The sequence below is a fragment of the Peribacillus deserti genome (genome assembly GCF_016909175.1).
In the GTDB taxonomy this organism is placed as follows: domain Bacteria; phylum Bacillota; class Bacilli; order Bacillales; family DSM-1321; genus Paraperibacillus; species Paraperibacillus deserti.
Map to the genome: position 1 here is coordinate 26,158 of NZ_JAFBFI010000024.1, position 14,983 is coordinate 41,140.

The 14,983-nt window shown below is 41.0% G+C and carries 15 protein-coding genes; 12 read left to right on the forward strand and 3 right to left on the reverse strand.

All coding sequences use genetic code 11. From position 1 onward, the window contains the following. The first annotated feature begins 247 nt into the window (after nt 1-247). From sufC to shc, 7 genes are all read left to right on the forward strand, one after another. Nucleotides 248-1,033, forward strand: a complete 786-nt coding sequence (gene sufC / locus JOC77_RS18820; protein ID WP_204546929.1) for a Fe-S cluster assembly ATPase SufC — start codon at nt 248-250, stop codon at nt 1,031-1,033. Nucleotides 1,034-1,050: 17 nt separating this feature from the next. Then, nucleotides 1,051-2,361, forward strand: coding sequence for a Fe-S cluster assembly protein SufD (sufD, locus tag JOC77_RS18825; RefSeq protein ID WP_204546932.1), 1,311 nt, complete (start codon nt 1,051-1,053; stop codon nt 2,359-2,361). Next, complete coding sequence (locus tag JOC77_RS18830) at nt 2,361-3,590, forward strand: cysteine desulfurase (protein ID WP_204546935.1); 1,230 nt, start codon at nt 2,361-2,363, stop codon at nt 3,588-3,590. The genes sufD and JOC77_RS18830 overlap by 1 nt, the downstream gene beginning before the upstream one ends. Beyond that, nucleotides 3,580-4,014 (forward strand): Fe-S cluster assembly sulfur transfer protein SufU, encoded by a 435-nt coding sequence (gene sufU, locus JOC77_RS18835; RefSeq protein ID WP_204546938.1) that lies wholly within the window; start codon nt 3,580-3,582, stop codon nt 4,012-4,014. The genes JOC77_RS18830 and sufU overlap by 11 nt, the downstream gene beginning before the upstream one ends. Before the next feature lie 53 nt (nt 4,015-4,067). Next, a complete protein-coding gene (sufB, locus tag JOC77_RS18840) occupies nt 4,068-5,465 on the forward strand; it encodes a Fe-S cluster assembly protein SufB (RefSeq protein WP_204546941.1) in 1,398 nt (465 codons plus the stop codon). 382 nt (nt 5,466-5,847) lie between these two features. Continuing rightward, entirely contained in the window at nt 5,848-7,263 is a 1,416-nt protein-coding gene (locus JOC77_RS18845) for an amino acid permease (protein ID WP_239558910.1), read from the forward strand. 432 nt (nt 7,264-7,695) lie between these two features. Continuing rightward, complete coding sequence (gene shc / locus JOC77_RS18850) at nt 7,696-9,573, forward strand: squalene--hopene cyclase (protein WP_204546944.1); 1,878 nt, start codon at nt 7,696-7,698, stop codon at nt 9,571-9,573. A 44-nt stretch (nt 9,574-9,617) separates the two neighbouring features. Here the strand turns inward: shc and JOC77_RS21420 are convergent, their stop codons facing one another. After that, on the reverse strand, nt 9,618-9,872 hold the full coding sequence (locus tag JOC77_RS21420; protein WP_239558912.1) for a hypothetical protein: 255 nt from the start codon (nt 9,870-9,872) through the stop codon (nt 9,618-9,620). A gap of 219 nt (nt 9,873-10,091) precedes the next feature. Between JOC77_RS21420 and JOC77_RS18860 the strand changes: the two genes are divergently transcribed. The 4 genes from JOC77_RS18860 to JOC77_RS18875 all read left to right on the forward strand — a co-directional run bounded on the left by JOC77_RS18860 (nt 10,092) and on the right by JOC77_RS18875 (nt 13,026). Then, complete coding sequence (locus JOC77_RS18860; protein ID WP_204546993.1) at nt 10,092-10,331, forward strand: hypothetical protein; 240 nt, start codon at nt 10,092-10,094, stop codon at nt 10,329-10,331. Between the two features lie 12 nt (nt 10,332-10,343). Next, the gene (locus tag JOC77_RS18865; RefSeq protein ID WP_204546950.1) at nt 10,344-11,192 is read left to right on the forward strand and encodes a DUF72 domain-containing protein; all 849 of its coding nucleotides are present in this window, start codon (nt 10,344-10,346) and stop codon (nt 11,190-11,192) included. 90 nt (nt 11,193-11,282) lie between these two features. Then, nucleotides 11,283-12,656, forward strand: coding sequence for a bifunctional metallophosphatase/5'-nucleotidase (locus tag JOC77_RS18870; protein ID WP_204546965.1), 1,374 nt, complete (start codon nt 11,283-11,285; stop codon nt 12,654-12,656). Between the two features lie 67 nt (nt 12,657-12,723). Next, on the forward strand, nt 12,724-13,026 hold the full coding sequence (locus tag JOC77_RS18875; RefSeq protein WP_204546968.1) for a YunC family protein: 303 nt from the start codon (nt 12,724-12,726) through the stop codon (nt 13,024-13,026). A 66-nt stretch (nt 13,027-13,092) separates the two neighbouring features. Here JOC77_RS18875 and JOC77_RS18880 read toward each other — a convergent pair whose 3' ends face one another. Then, complete coding sequence (locus JOC77_RS18880; RefSeq protein ID WP_204546971.1) at nt 13,093-13,869, reverse strand: TraR/DksA C4-type zinc finger protein; 777 nt, start codon at nt 13,867-13,869, stop codon at nt 13,093-13,095. A gap of 205 nt (nt 13,870-14,074) precedes the next feature. On the opposite strand from JOC77_RS18880, the gene JOC77_RS18885 reads away from it, so the two are divergent. Continuing rightward, nucleotides 14,075-14,239 carry a hypothetical protein gene (locus JOC77_RS18885; RefSeq protein ID WP_204546974.1) on the forward strand — a complete coding sequence of 55 codons (165 nt, stop codon included), beginning with the start codon at nt 14,075-14,077 and terminating at the stop codon, nt 14,237-14,239. Between the two features lie 67 nt (nt 14,240-14,306). Here the strand turns inward: JOC77_RS18885 and JOC77_RS18890 are convergent, their stop codons facing one another. Then, nucleotides 14,307-14,564, reverse strand: a complete 258-nt coding sequence (locus JOC77_RS18890) for a sporulation protein (RefSeq protein ID WP_204546977.1) — start codon at nt 14,562-14,564, stop codon at nt 14,307-14,309. Nucleotides 14,565-14,983: the final 419 nt, after the last annotated feature.

Genomic DNA, 14,983 nt, shown 5'->3' on the forward strand with positions numbered 1-14,983 from the left:
TATCTGCATCACATGGTGACCTACACTGATTGAATTGAAAAGCACCGTCCTCCGCTTTTCCGAAAAGGTTGCCTTGTTTTTGGATTTGTTATAAAATTGTAATGAGAATAAATTGAGAATGAAGCTAATTGTTCTCTTGAGACAGTCCTTTGGGCTGATCATTCAGAATTAAAATATTTAGAGTGTTACATACTCGGAGGATTCCGGGTTTTTTCAGGTAAGTACTTATATTCACGGAGGTAATATAATGGCTGGATCAACTTTAACAATTAAGGATCTGCATGTTGCGATCGATGGTAAGGAAATTTTAAAAGGTGTGAACCTGGAAATCAAAGGCGGAGAAATACACGCTATCATGGGGCCTAACGGAACTGGTAAGTCTACTCTTTCTTCAGCGATCATGGGCCACCCAAAATATGAAGTAACCAGCGGCTCTATTATGCTGGATGGTGAAGATGTACTAGAAATGGAAGTAGATGAGAGAGCTCGTGCCGGGCTGTTTCTGGCTATGCAGTATCCAAGTGAAATCACTGGGGTAACCAATGCTGACTTCCTTCGTTCTGCAGTAAATGCACGCAGAGAAGAAGGAGATGAAATTTCATTAATGAAATTCATCCGAACTATGGATAAGCAAATGGATCTTCTTGAAATGGACCAGGATATGGCTCAACGTTATCTAAACGAGGGTTTCTCCGGCGGAGAAAAGAAGCGTAATGAAATTCTTCAGCTGATGATGATTCAACCGAAGATTGCTATATTGGATGAAATTGACTCCGGACTTGATATTGATGCTCTTAAGGTAGTTTCTAAAGGGATTAATGAAATGCGCGGTGAGGAGTTTGGCTGCTTAATCATTACCCACTATCAGCGTTTATTGAACTATATCACTCCAGATCATGTCCATGTTATGATGCAGGGACGTGTGGTTAAATCCGGCGGTCCTGAGCTTGCTCAAAGGCTTGAAGCTGAGGGATATGACTGGATTAAGCAAGAGCTGGGTATTGAAGACGAAACTGTAGGCCAAGAAGCGTAAGTTTTAGGAGGATTGCAATGACCACGGAAACTAAATTGCCGTTTGACCAGGAGTATGTAAGCTCCTTCTCTAAACAAAATAATGAACCTGGCTGGCTATTGGATGTACGGAATTCTGCTTATGCAGCATTAGATACTCTTCCATTGCCGCGGCCTGATAAAACTAAAATAGATAAGTGGAATTTCACTGGCTTTACAAAGCATGTAGTAGAAAGTGAAATCTTCACTTCTGTTGAAGAACTACCTGAAAGTGTAAGAACGCTGATTGATGCAAATGAAGGCAGCAAAAACCTGTACATTCAACGCAATAATACACCTGCTTTTTCTATGGTGGCAGAAGAACTAAAGAATCAGGGTGTTATTTTTACAGATATTTTTACAGCGGCTCGCGACCACGCGGACCTTGTACAGAAATACTTTATGAAGGATGGAGTAAAAGCAGATGAACACCGTTTAACTGCTCTGCATGCAGCATTGTTGAACGGCGGAGTTTTTATCTACGTTCCAAAAAACGTGGAAATTAAAGAGCCGCTTCAAGCTGTATTCCTTCATGATAATCCTGAGGCATCCCTATTTAACCACGTATTGGTTGTTGCTGATGATAACAGCCAATTAACTTATGTTGAAAACTACATTTCTACTGCTGAAGCAGAAAACGGTATTGTTAATATTGTCACTGAGGTATTTGCCAATACGAACGCCCGTGTAGCATATGGTGCAGTTGATAATTTATCAAAGGGCATCACTACCTATGTGAACCGCAGAGGTACGGCAGGAAGAGATGCTAAAATTGAATGGGCACTTGGCTTGATGAACGACGGAAATACCATTTCTGAAAATGTAACCAACCTTGTAGGGGACGGTTCGTTTGGAGATGCGAAAACGGTCGTAGTCGGACGCGGAGAACAAATTCAAAACTTCACAACACAAATTACCCACTGGGGCAAGCACTCTGAGGGCTATATATTAAAGCATGGAGTTATGAAAGACAGTGCTTCTTCCATATTTAATGGAATCGGCAAGATTGAACATGGAGCTTCTAAATCAAATGCCGAGCAGGAATCAAGAGTATTGATGCTTAGTGAAAAAGCCCGCGGAGATGCAAATCCGATTCTTCTTATCGATGAAGATGATGTAACAGCAGGACATGCTGCATCTGTAGGTCGTGTAGACCCTATTCAGCTTTACTATCTAATGAGCAGAGGTATTCCAAAACATGAAGCAGAAAGGTTAGTTATCCATGGTTTCCTGGCTCCTGTAGTAAACCAGCTGCCAATCGAAGCAGTTAAAAAAGGATTGGTAGAGGTAATCGAAAGGAAAGTAAAATAATGAATGCCCATGATATCAAAAAGTTATTTCCGATACTGGACCAGAATGTAAATGGAAGCCCTCTTGTTTACTTAGACAGTGCTGCGACTTCTCAAAAGCCTCTTCAGGTTATTGAAGAGATCAACACCTATTATCGTGAATATAACTCTAATGTACACAGGGGCGTACACACTTTAGGAACTAAAGCAACTGATCGATATGAAGGAGCCCGTGAAAAGGCCCGTAAATTTATAAATGCTTCATCCATTGAGGAAGTTATTTTTCTAAGAGGAACTACAACAGCGCTGAACCTGGTAGCTTCAAGCTATGGCAGACCAAGCTTGAAAGAAGGAGACGAGATTGTGATTTCCTACATGGAGCATCACAGCAACGTCATTCCATGGCAGCAGGTAGCGAGACAGACTGGTGCCACGCTGAAGTATATTCCCTTGCAGGAAGACGGTACAATCTCAATAGAAGATGTTAATAAAACGATTACCGGCAATACTAAAATTGTTTCCATTATGTATGTTTCAAACGTATTGGGAGTTATCAATCCTATTAAAGAAATTACAAAAATAGCCCATGAAAATGGAGCGGTGATGGTGGTGGACGGAGCGCAGGCTGCTCCCCATCTAAAAGTAGATGTACTGGACCTTGATTGTGATTTCTTCGCTTTCTCTGGACACAAAATGTGCGGACCTACTGGTATTGGTGTTCTATATGGCAAGAAACATCTTCTTGAAAATATGGAACCTATCGAATTCGGCGGTGAAATGATTGACATTGTTGATTTATACGAATCAACATGGAAAGAATTACCATGGAAATTCGAAGGGGGAACGCCTATCATAGCTGGTGCAATAGGGTTAGGTGCAGCTATTGATTTCCTAGAAAGCATAGGCCTTGATCAAATTGAAGCACATGAGCACAAACTGGCTGCGTATGCACTTGATTCCATGTCTACCATCGAGGGTATCAAGATATTTGGACCAAAAAGCGCGGAGCAGCGTGCTGGTGTGATAACGTTTAATTTGGACGATGTTCATCCGCATGATGTAGCCACGGTTCTGGATGCAGACGGAATAGCCGTCCGTGCAGGCCATCATTGTGCGCAGCCGCTTATGCGCTGGTTAAATGTATCAGCAACTGCCCGTGCGAGCTTTTATCTGTATAACACCGAAGAAGATATTGATAAGCTCGTTCAAGGGCTTGTCAAAACGAAGGAGTATTTCAGCAATGTCTTTTAATAACTTAGATACATTGTATCGCCAGGTGATTATGGACCATTATAAAAACCCCCGCAACAAAGGGGTGCTTGATGATGGAAACCTTACTGTCGATATGAATAACCCTACCTGCGGTGACCGTATACGTCTAACGTTAAATGTAGAAGCGGGAATAGTAAAAGCTGCAAAGTTTGAAGGAGAAGGATGTTCCATTTCGATGTCATCAGCATCCATGATGACACAGGCTATAAAAGGAAAAAACATCGAGACTGCTCTTAAGCTGTCAAAGATCTTTTCTGACATGATGCAGGGTAATGAATATGATGAAGATATAGATTTAGGCGATATAGAAGCACTTCAAGGAGTGTCCAAATTCCCGGCACGAATTAAGTGTGCAACCCTTGCCTGGAAGGCGATGGAAAAGGGATTGAATGCAACAGAATAACCGGATAGCAGAAGTGCATGGCTGCTGCTGCCAAGAATGGAGGAACGAGCAATATGGCTAAGAAGATGCCTGAGATCGGAGATTATAAATACGGCTTTTCAGACAGAGACGTTTCCATTTTCCGTTCAAAACGCGGATTAACAAAAGAAATCGTTGAAGAAATCTCCCGTATGAAGAATGAACCGCAGTGGATGCTTGATTTCCGCCTGAAATCATTACAGCATTTTTATAATATGCCAATGCCTCAGTGGGGCGGCGATTTACTAAGCTTAAACTTTGATGAAATTACTTATTATGTTAAACCGTCTGAGAAATCTGAGAAGTCCTGGGATGAAGTTCCTGAAGAAATCAAGCAGACTTTTGATAAACTGGGTATCCCTGAAGCTGAACAAAAGTATCTTGCTGGTGTTTCTGCTCAATACGAATCAGAGGTTGTATATCATAATATGAAAGAAGATCTTGAAGCGATGGGTATTGTGTTTAAGGACACAGATTCGGCGTTAAGAGAAAATGAAGACCTTTTCCGTGAACACTTTGGAAAAACTATCCCGCCAACTGATAATAAATTTGCTGCTTTAAACTCTGCAGTATGGTCTGGAGGATCGTTCATCTACGTTCCAAAAGGAATTAAGGTGGATACTCCCCTGCAGGCATACTTCCGAATTAACTCAGAAAACATGGGCCAATTCGAACGTACATTGATTATTGTGGATGAAGATGCAAGCGTGCATTATGTAGAAGGCTGTACAGCTCCGGTTTATACAACAAACTCACTGCATAGTGCAGTAGTTGAGATTGTGATTAAAAAAGGTGCATACTGCCGTTATACTACTATCCAAAACTGGGCTAACAATGTGTTTAACCTTGTTACCAAGCGTGCAGTCTGTGAAGCGAATGCTACCATGGAATGGATAGATGGCAACATCGGTTCTAAGCTTACGATGAAATACCCAGCAGTAATTCTAAAAGGTGAAGGCGCCCGCGGTATGACCCTTTCCATTGCAATTGCAGGTAAAGGCCAGCACCAGGATGCAGGAGCTAAAATGATCCATTTAGCGCCTAATACATCTTCGACTATTGTTTCGAAATCAATCTCTAAGCAGGGCGGGAAAGTTACGTACCGCGGTATTGTACACTTTGGCCGTAAAGCAGAAGGAGCACGTTCCAACATCGAATGTGACACGTTGATTATGGACAATAAATCTACATCAGATACGATTCCATACAACGAAATTCTAAACGACAACATTTCTCTTGAGCATGAAGCAAAGGTATCCAAGGTTTCAGAAGAGCAATTGTTCTACTTAATGAGCCGTGGAATATCTGAGCAGGAAGCAACAGAAATGATTGTAATGGGCTTCATTGAGCCATTTACAAAAGAACTTCCAATGGAATATGCAGTAGAGATGAACCGCCTGATCAAGTTTGAAATGGAAGGTTCCATCGGATAATAAGAATCTTAAGATCTCTTACCTAGGTAAGGGATCTTTTTGTATGATAAAAATCAGTATATCAATATAATTTAAATGTTCCTTGTCCTCGATTCTTACAAAAATAGGTTATTGCCTCTGAAATAATAATTTTTTCCGTTAATGATAACTACATAAATATTTGAACAAGTTAATATTTATGCAAATATAACAATAGGATGGAAGATGCTTGTGTAAATCCTGATTATATTGTAAAGTAAAAATTATCAGAATATAGTAATGTAAGAGCTATTAAAGGCAGTCTGACAAAAAGCGCATTTGTATAGGGGCGTCAAATGGGCTTTTATTAAAGAAGATTATTAAAGCGCTTACATGAAAAAAGATATACCTAAGGGGGATTTTTATGGGGGATCAGTCTTTAAAAAGGGAGTTAAAAAGCCGTCATATTTTAATGATTGCTTTAGGCGGAGTAATTGGAACTGGATTATTTATGAGTTCCGGCTTCACTATTCATGAAGCGGGACCTGGGGGAGCAATGGTAGCCTATATATGGGGCGGATTTGTCATGTACCTCACCATGCTCTGTTTGGGAGAATTAGCAGTAAGGCTTCCTGATGCAGGTTCCTACCAGACATACGCGACTAAATATATTTCTCCTTCGGCGGGATATGTTGTAGGCTGGATGTCCTGGCTGAATTGGGCGGTTACCATAGGACTTGAGCTTATAACAGTCAGTATATTAATGAAACGCTGGTTCCCTGATGTTTCGACCTGGGTCTGGTGTGTTGTTTTTACACTGCTTTTATTTTTCATTAATGCGTTATCCACCAGAAGCTTTGCAGAAGTGGAATTTTGGTTTGCTGGAATTAAGGTCATTACGATTATTGCTTTTATTCTGCTCGGAGGTGCGGCGATATTCGGTATCCTTCATTTAGATGGACAGCCAGCACCTTATCTAACTAACTTTACTGGCAATGGCGGACTCTTTCCAAATGGGATTGGAGCTATAGTTGTTACGATGATTGCTGTTAATTTTTCATTTCAGGGAACGGAACTGGTGGGTATTGCGGCTGGTGAAAGTGAAGAACCTGAGAAAACGATTCCTAAAGCAATAAATAGTACGGTATGGCGCATATTTGTATTCTTCATTCTTTCTATCTTTATCCTTTCTGCTTTATTTCCCTGGGAAAAGGCAGGCCTTGTGGACAGTCCGTTTGTTGTAGTCTTTGAGGGCCTTGGCATTCCTTATGCAGCAGATATCATGAATTTTGTCATTATTACAGCTGTGCTTTCTGTAGCGAATTCTGGGTTGTATGCTACCTCCCGAATGCTGTGGTCTATGTCAAAGCAGGGCATGATCAGCCCGGCTTTTGGCAGGCTGAATAAAAGAGGCGTACCAATGCTTGCTCTAGTTGTATCCTTAGGCGTAGGCTGCTTATCGTTATTATCCGGTATATTTGCCGAAGATACTGTATATTTATGGCTGCTGTCGATTGCCGGCTTTGGTGCGGTGTTTATCTGGCTTTCAATTGCTGTATCAAATTTAATGGGAAGAAAACATTATATAAAGCATGGCGGAAAAGTAAAAGATTTGAAATATAAGACACCACTGTATCCGCTTGTTCCGATTCTTGCTATTATCTTTAACTCTGCGGTGATTATCAGCCTTGCGTTTATTCCAGAACAGAGAATATCATTATATTGCGGAATTCCATTTATGATCGCCTGTTATCTTTATTACATTTTTGCAGGACGGAAGAGAATGAGTGAAATCGAATTGCAAAATGCTGCTTCTACACTTAACAACGCTAAAATATAATGGAACAATCGGTCCTTCTCAACCTGAGAAGGACTTTTTAGTTTTAGGAGATATGTTGCTGTGTGCCTTTTTTCCGAGAGACGGAACACAGCTTTGTTTATAAATGGCTGTTTTCGCAAACTTTGTTGCTATCGAACAAGGAGGTTGATTTCCTCTCCAGGATGCTCGCTTTCCGCGGGGCGGGCGGTGAGCATCCTCGGCTTTGCCTGCGGGGTCTCACCTGTCCCGCTGCTCCCGCAGGAGTCTCGCACCTTACGCTCCAATCAACCTAATTTAACAATGAGATGACTTTGTAAAACTTATTAAATAACAACAATCTTTAAGAAAAGAGCCTTATAAATACAACAGAAAAAAATCATCCTAAAGGCCAGGCTGCCCTTAATAGAATAGAACGAAGAAGTAGTTCTGATGAGGATAGGCGGTGAACGGTACATGCATTCGGTACAGTCTGAAATAGACCGGCTGGTAAGAGTACTAAAAAAAGACCAAACAAAAGACGGTTCCTGGAATTATCCTTTTGAGACAGGTTTGATTACAGATGCTTACATGATTATCCTGTTGAAGCTGCTAGAGCAAAACGAAGCTCATCTTATCCACTCTGCTGCAAAAAGAATAGAAAGCAGGCAGCTAGAAAATGGATCATGGAAGTTATTTCATGATGAACCTGAAGGGAATCTTTCTTTAACAATCGAGTGCTATTATGCTTTGCTGTACTCGGGCCATCGGAATAAGGCGGATCGGAATATGAGGAAAGCTAGAAAATTTATATTGTCAAAGGGCGGCCTTCGGAAAGCAGGAATGTATACAAAATTTCTGCTGGCTATGACTGGACAATATAAATGGCCGATCGTATTTCCTGTTCCTATAGAAGCTGTCCTTCTTCCATCCTCTTTTTTTATCAGCATATATGATATTTCTGTATTTGGCCGGTCCAATCTCATACCCATTTTGCTTCTGGGGAATAAAAAATTCCGGCTGAAAACGCATGATACACCGAGTCTTTCAGATTTAATTATCACAAGAAATGAAGAGGAGGATTGGGAAGAGTTTAGAACAGGAGAAGCAAGAAGTCTATTTGACCATATCGCTCAAGGGGCAAAAGCATTAATCGGTTTGCCGCGCTATCTGCATTCTCTTGCAATAGAAGCGGTAAAAAGATATATGTTTGGCCGGCTTGAAGCTGATGGCACGTTATACAATTACTTTAGTTCTACTTTTTATATGATTATAGCCCTTTTGTCACTCGGCCATTCAAAAAACGACCCTGTGATAATAAAATCGGTCAAAGGCCTGAAATCAATGATATGTATCATCGACGGGAATGTTCACTTTCAGTATACCACTGCCAATGTATGGAATACCTCTTTGATCAGCTATGCTCTTCAGGAGTCTGGTCTTCCCTCGGAGGATCTCTCCGTTCAAAGAGCGAATCAATATTTGCTGTCCCGCCAGCAGTATAAATATGGAGATTGGATCATTCATAATCCCGATGCCTCTCCCGGGGGGTGGGGCTTCTCAGATTTGAATTCTATTAACCCGGATGTAGATGACACGACTGCTTCATTAAGGGCTTTAAATGGAGTGAACCCTGACTATCAGCAGGCCTGGACCCGCGGGCTCCAATATGCATTATCTATGCAGAATAATGATGGCGGCTGGCCGGCTTTTGAAAAAAATGTTAATAACAAACTTCTTCACCTTCTGCCAATTCAGGGAGCGGAATATATCCTGACGGATCCATCTACTCCTGACTTGACAGGAAGGACACTTGAGTTCTTAGGCAACTATGTAAATTTGAAAATTCCGGATGACAGAGTAAATAAAGGAGTCGATTGGATCCTTCGCAATCAGAAGTCTGTTGGGTCCTGGTATGGAAGATGGGGAATCTGCTATATATATGGAACATGGGCAGCCCTAACAGGATTATCAGCCGCAGGAGTCTCTCCCGGACATCCTTCTATTATTAAGGCTGCAGACTGGCTGATTCAGATTCAGAATGAAGATGGAGGCTGGGGGGAATCCTGCTTAAGTGATATTCAGCGAAGGTATGTGCCTTTAGGAAGCAGTACCCTGACACATACAGCATGGGCGGCCGATGCTTTGATTTCGGTATTTGACAAGCCGGGTCCACACATTGAAAAGGCCATTTCTTTTCTGCTCAGAGAGGGAGAAAGAGAAGGATGGACTAATCATTATCCAGCAGGACAGGGAATGGCCAATTTTTTCTATATTCATTATCACAGCTATCGCTATGTATTTCCGCTCTTAACTTTAAGTCATTACAAACAAAAATATAAGGTTGAAAACTAACTTGTTGTGCATAGGAAGAGCCAGAAGATTCATAAATTCTGGCTTTACTTTTTATGATCCTCCACATCATACATCTCCTCTATTTTCTCTTCGATATCATTGAAAACAAGGTCATCGCTCTGCTTATTTTTTATTCTGTTTTTCCAAAGCAGCCAAACTGCGCGTCCGTCACTCGGGGTGCCATTCGGAAAATCCATCGGAAAAAGGGCAAAGAACATAGTATTAAAGCTGAAATACTGAAATTGGTAGCTCCATGCATTGGATTCTATATATTTACCTGCGATTAACAGATTAATCAACAAGATACTTCCTAGGTTAAAAATAGACCCTCCAAGAAAAATGAGAGTGGTAGAAAATCTGTTATTGTAAGAGAGTTTTTTAAACTCGCAGCCGCCGCTCCAAAAATAAAAGGTGCGAATTTCGAGTTTCCATAGTGAAAGTAAAATCTTACCGCATCCTACTACGATTTTTTTCTCTTTGCCTCCGAAAATAGTAACGAAAAAGAGGTGCCCTAATAAATGAATGATAGTCACTATGGGAAAAATAAGAAAAAAAGCAGAAAAGAACTTCCAAAAGTCGTTAAAACCGAACATACAATACCTCCTTATAGATTGGAGATAGGAAATAAACATACTCTAGGCTCTTACCCTGTTCATCATCTATATAACTGTAAAATTATTCCGCCTGTGCAGCCTGCCAATACTCGTGAATGGGGTAAACTCGTCCTGCTGTGCTATAATGAAGCAAAACTAGAGTGAGAGGTAACTCATATGATTTTTATCGGCGTGACTGGCTGGGGTGATCACGACTCCATTTATCCTGATAAAATAGCTGCGAGAGACAAACTCAAAGAGTATGGCGGTCATTTTCCTGCCGTCGAGGTTGATGCTTCCTTTTATGCGGTTCAGCCTGAAAGAAATGTGCAAAAATGGACAGCTGACACTCCTCAATCCTTTCAATTCATTATTAAAGCGTATCAGGGGATGACAGGGCATCAGCGGGGAGAAATTCCCTTTGCTACTGAAAAGGAAATGTTTGATGCCTTTAAAAAATCTGTTATGCCTTTTGAGACAGAGGGGAAACTAGCCATGGTATTATTTCAATTTCCTCCATGGTTTGATTGCACAAAAGAAAATGTGGACTATTTGCGCTGGTGTAAGGAGGAAATGGGTGAGCTTCCAGGAGCTTTGGAGTTTCGCAATCGATCCTGGTTTTCTCCTGAATTCTATGATCGCACATTGAAATTCATGGAGTCGGAAGGCTGGATACATAGTATTTGCGATGAACCTCAAGTGGGTGAAGGCTCTATTCCTCTGGTTCCTCGGGCCACTCATAAGGATAAAACCCTTGTCAGGCTGCACGGCAGAAATGTTCATGGCTGGAAAAAGCCGGCTTCTGGCGATAAATGGAGAGAAGTTAGGTATTTGTACAAATATAATCGCAAAGAATTAGAAGAAATGGCAGACACTATAAAAATCCTCCACAAACAAAGCAAAGATGTCTTTGTTTTGTTTAATAATAATTCTGGAGGCGATGCTGCCGGAAATGCGAAAGAAATGATAGACATACTTGGCATAGAATACAAAGGGTTAACTTCAAGGCAGCTCGATCTTTTTTGATTAAAAAATAACAGATACCTGCCTTCGTTTAATAAAAATAATAAACCGGGTATATAAGCAGCCCGGGTAGAGAGTAAAAAGGGGTATCCCATGAATGACACAATCCACATTTATCATACAAACGATTTGCACAGCCATTTTGAGTCCTGGCCAAGAATAGAAAAATTCCTTGCCAAAAGAAAGAAGTGGCATGAGGAAACGGGAGATGAAATGATTGTTGTGGATGTGGGAGATCACATCGACCGCTCACATCCTTTTACAGAAGGTACGTATGGAAAAGGAAATATCAAGCTTCTTAATGAAGCCGGCTATCAATATGCCGCTATAGGCAACAATGAAGGCATAACACTTCCTCATAATAAACTGGATGAATTATATATAAATGCAGACTTTAAAGTATTAGCGGCCAATATTTACGATTTAAACGGAGATCGGCCTGCATGGGCCGTTCCTTCTTTCATTCATGAAACAAAAAAAGGAATGAAAGTTGGCTTGATAGGAGTAACCGCTTATTATCAGAAATATTACGAGCTGTTAGAGTGGAAGATCACGGATCCTTTTCAGGCTATAGAAACTGAGATTGAACATTTAAAGAACAAAGCGGATATTATAGTTCTCTTATCCCATTTAGGATTATATGATGACGAAAGAATAGCAGAAGATTATCCAGATGTGGATGTGATTCTTGGCTCACATACACATCATGTGCTGCATGAGGGAAAAGAGATTCGTAACACTCTTGTCTGCGGTGCTGGAAAGTATGGGTATTATGTCGGCCATGTTGAACTGAATGGCATTGGCCATGATATGGTTAAAAAAGCCCGGGTATATGAGCCGCGCAATTTAGAACCCGCACAGGGTGAAGAACATTTCGCAGAAGATCTGTATAAAGCGGGAAAAAACGAATTGAGTACTATTGTGGCTCATCTGCCAGTGGATTTAACTTCTGAATGGTTTGAGCCTTCTGATCTGCCGCGGCTTTTATGCGAAGGGCTGACTGAATGGTGCAAGGCAGACTGTTCTTTTTTAAATTCAGGATTAATATTAGAGATGCTGCCAAAGGGTGCTGTTACAAAATTTGATATTCATCGAATATGCCCGCACCCTATTAATCCTTGTGTGGCAGAATTGCAGGGAAATGAATTAAAGGAGATTTTGCTTCAGTCAAAGAGTGAAGAGTGGCCAGAACTTCAAATAAAAGGTCTTGGTTTTAGGGGCAGAATCATGGGAAATATGGTTTATGACCGGATAGAGTTTAACGGAACGGATATTAAGATAAATGGAGAGCCGCTCCATAAAGACCAGACATACAGGCTGGCTATACCGGATATGTTTACATTTGGGCACTTTTTCCCGCATTTACAGAGGCTCGAAAATAAACATTATTATATGCCTGAATTTCTGCGTGATATTTTGGAGCTGCAGATCTGCAAGGCTGGCTCATCAGCAGACGGATTATTTTAAAGCTGTAAGCTATCACCTATTCCTTCTTTTTTTCATATGAATGAAGAGAAGGCGAGGTGGGTGTTATATGGTTACATTAAAGCCGATTATCATAAACAACATCACCTTCTTAGGTGTAGTTGTGGAACTGCCAAAAACGTCATTATTAGCCATTACATCTGACAGCGGATATGTAATGTGCGGGGCGCTTGACATCGGGCTGCTAAATGACAGGTTAAAAGATAGGAAAATCCTTGCTGGACGTGCTGTAGGGGTAAAAACGCTGGAAGAGCTTCTTGAAGCTTCGCTCGAATCAGTGACATTTGAAGCTGAACGCCTGGGGATTACAAAAGGGATGGCAGTGAAAGAAGCTCTTATTAAAATGAGTTAGAACAATAATAAAAGCTGCCGGATGTTCCTGCCGGCAGCATATTTATTATAAAAGGCAGATTGCAGCTTAAGGCCAATCGCGTTGTGTCCGCTTTTCATCTTCTTCAACATAGGGATCCAGCTCATAAGGATGCAAATCTCCAAAACTGGTCATGATCCCTTCTTCGTCTAAGAGGTCCTCATACTCTTCATGGCGTTCATTTGGATATACGGTAATATTATTTCCGTACATATCATTGCCTATGAAATTTTCGTAAGCTTCCACATAGCCTACTTGTTCTTCCCCTTCTTCATACATATCTCCATATAAGTTTTTCGGCCTGAAGAAATCGGATGGAGAATTGGATGTGCCATGCTCAGCGGTGTCCTGCCATGCATCTTCAGCATCATAAGCTACGTTTTCATCTTTCCCATCCATATCAAACTTTCCGAAAGGAGGCATCAGCACTCCTTCTTCAAGAGGGCGGCCTACTGCTGCGTATTGATCGGCATGGTTTATACAATAAGTGGTATTGGGTATTGCCTCTAACCTTTCGAGAGGGATTTCTTCTCCGCATACCTTGCATGTACCATACGTGCCATCTTCAATGGCCTTTAGTGCGTTTTCTATATGGGCATATTCGAGCTTATAATGTTCGTTAAGAGCAATATCCTTTTCTCGTTCAAATAACTCTGTTCCCTGATCGCCGGGGTGATTATCATAGCCAGACAATTCACCCAAGCTTTCCTGAGGAAATCTCCAATCCAGGCCGAGCTGATCATTTTTTTGAAATCGGGTTTCGAGCTGTTCTTTATTCTGAGTTAAAAGAGACTTAAAATTTGTTAATTGTTCAGGAGAGAGCATATTTTTACTCCTTTCTTTCGTTAAATGCGTTCTAAAAGATGGCATATTATATTGTTTTTATTTTCAGTCTGCAGCCACATTATTATGTAAGGATTAACTTTTACCAAATACAAAAAGAAGGTGTAAAAAGGGGATATTCCAGAGAGGATTTGTGATACTAGTAAGTAGTATTAGGTTAAAATTCAAACATTATGGGGGAAATCCAATGGTAAACCAGGATTTTGAACAATTTAATAAAATACAGCAAAAACATAAAACCGTATATATTGGTACAGGACAAGACGACCATGTTGGGAAGGAAGATCCCCATTCTCATTCTAATAATAAGAAAACAGACTATGCTCCAGGAGTAACTGGGCGGGAAGTATAAATGTGTAATAGAAAACCTGTGGCTGTTTGCAGTCCACAGGTTTTTTTTGATTTTCCAGCGCCGCTGCTTAATAGGTCAGCAATAATTCGTAGACCTCATTTAAATGCTTAGCGCGTTCCAGGTCTCCCTCTTGCTTGGAGTAATCAATTGCCTCGCTCAGAATATTATTAAGATAATCGTTTTCTTCCGCTGTCAATTCATCGACAAAAGCGCCGTCGGTAGAAAAGTCTCTACAGGAAACTACATCATATAATCTCTTTCCGACTGCATCATTTTCCGTGTGGCCAGCTAATATTTCTCTTAGATAGCCTAATGATTGATCCATATGCAAAACTCCCTTTTTATCATGCGTGTGTCATGCCCTGCTTTTATTTTGCAACAGTGAGGCAGGTAACATACCTATGAATAGGGAGTTTGATTAAGACTTTTAGCTAGGTGCGAACTGCCTTTCTCGAGTCATAAGCCAATCAGTCCATGAGAGGAAAGGGCACCTCCCACGGCCTGCTCGTCTTTATGCTTGACGTATGTCTGCTTATCATCCAATATATTGCGTCTATAATTAGTCCAGACAATCATAGTGCCTTAATTAAAAACTGTTTGAAAAGCACGTTCTCCGCTTTTCGGGTTGTCCAGCTGCAAGCTGAGACCTTCGAGTCATAAGCCAATCAGTCCATGAGAAGAAAAGCACTTCTCACGGCCTGCTCGTCTTATGCTTGTCGGGTCTCTGCCTTCCGCCCGAGTTAA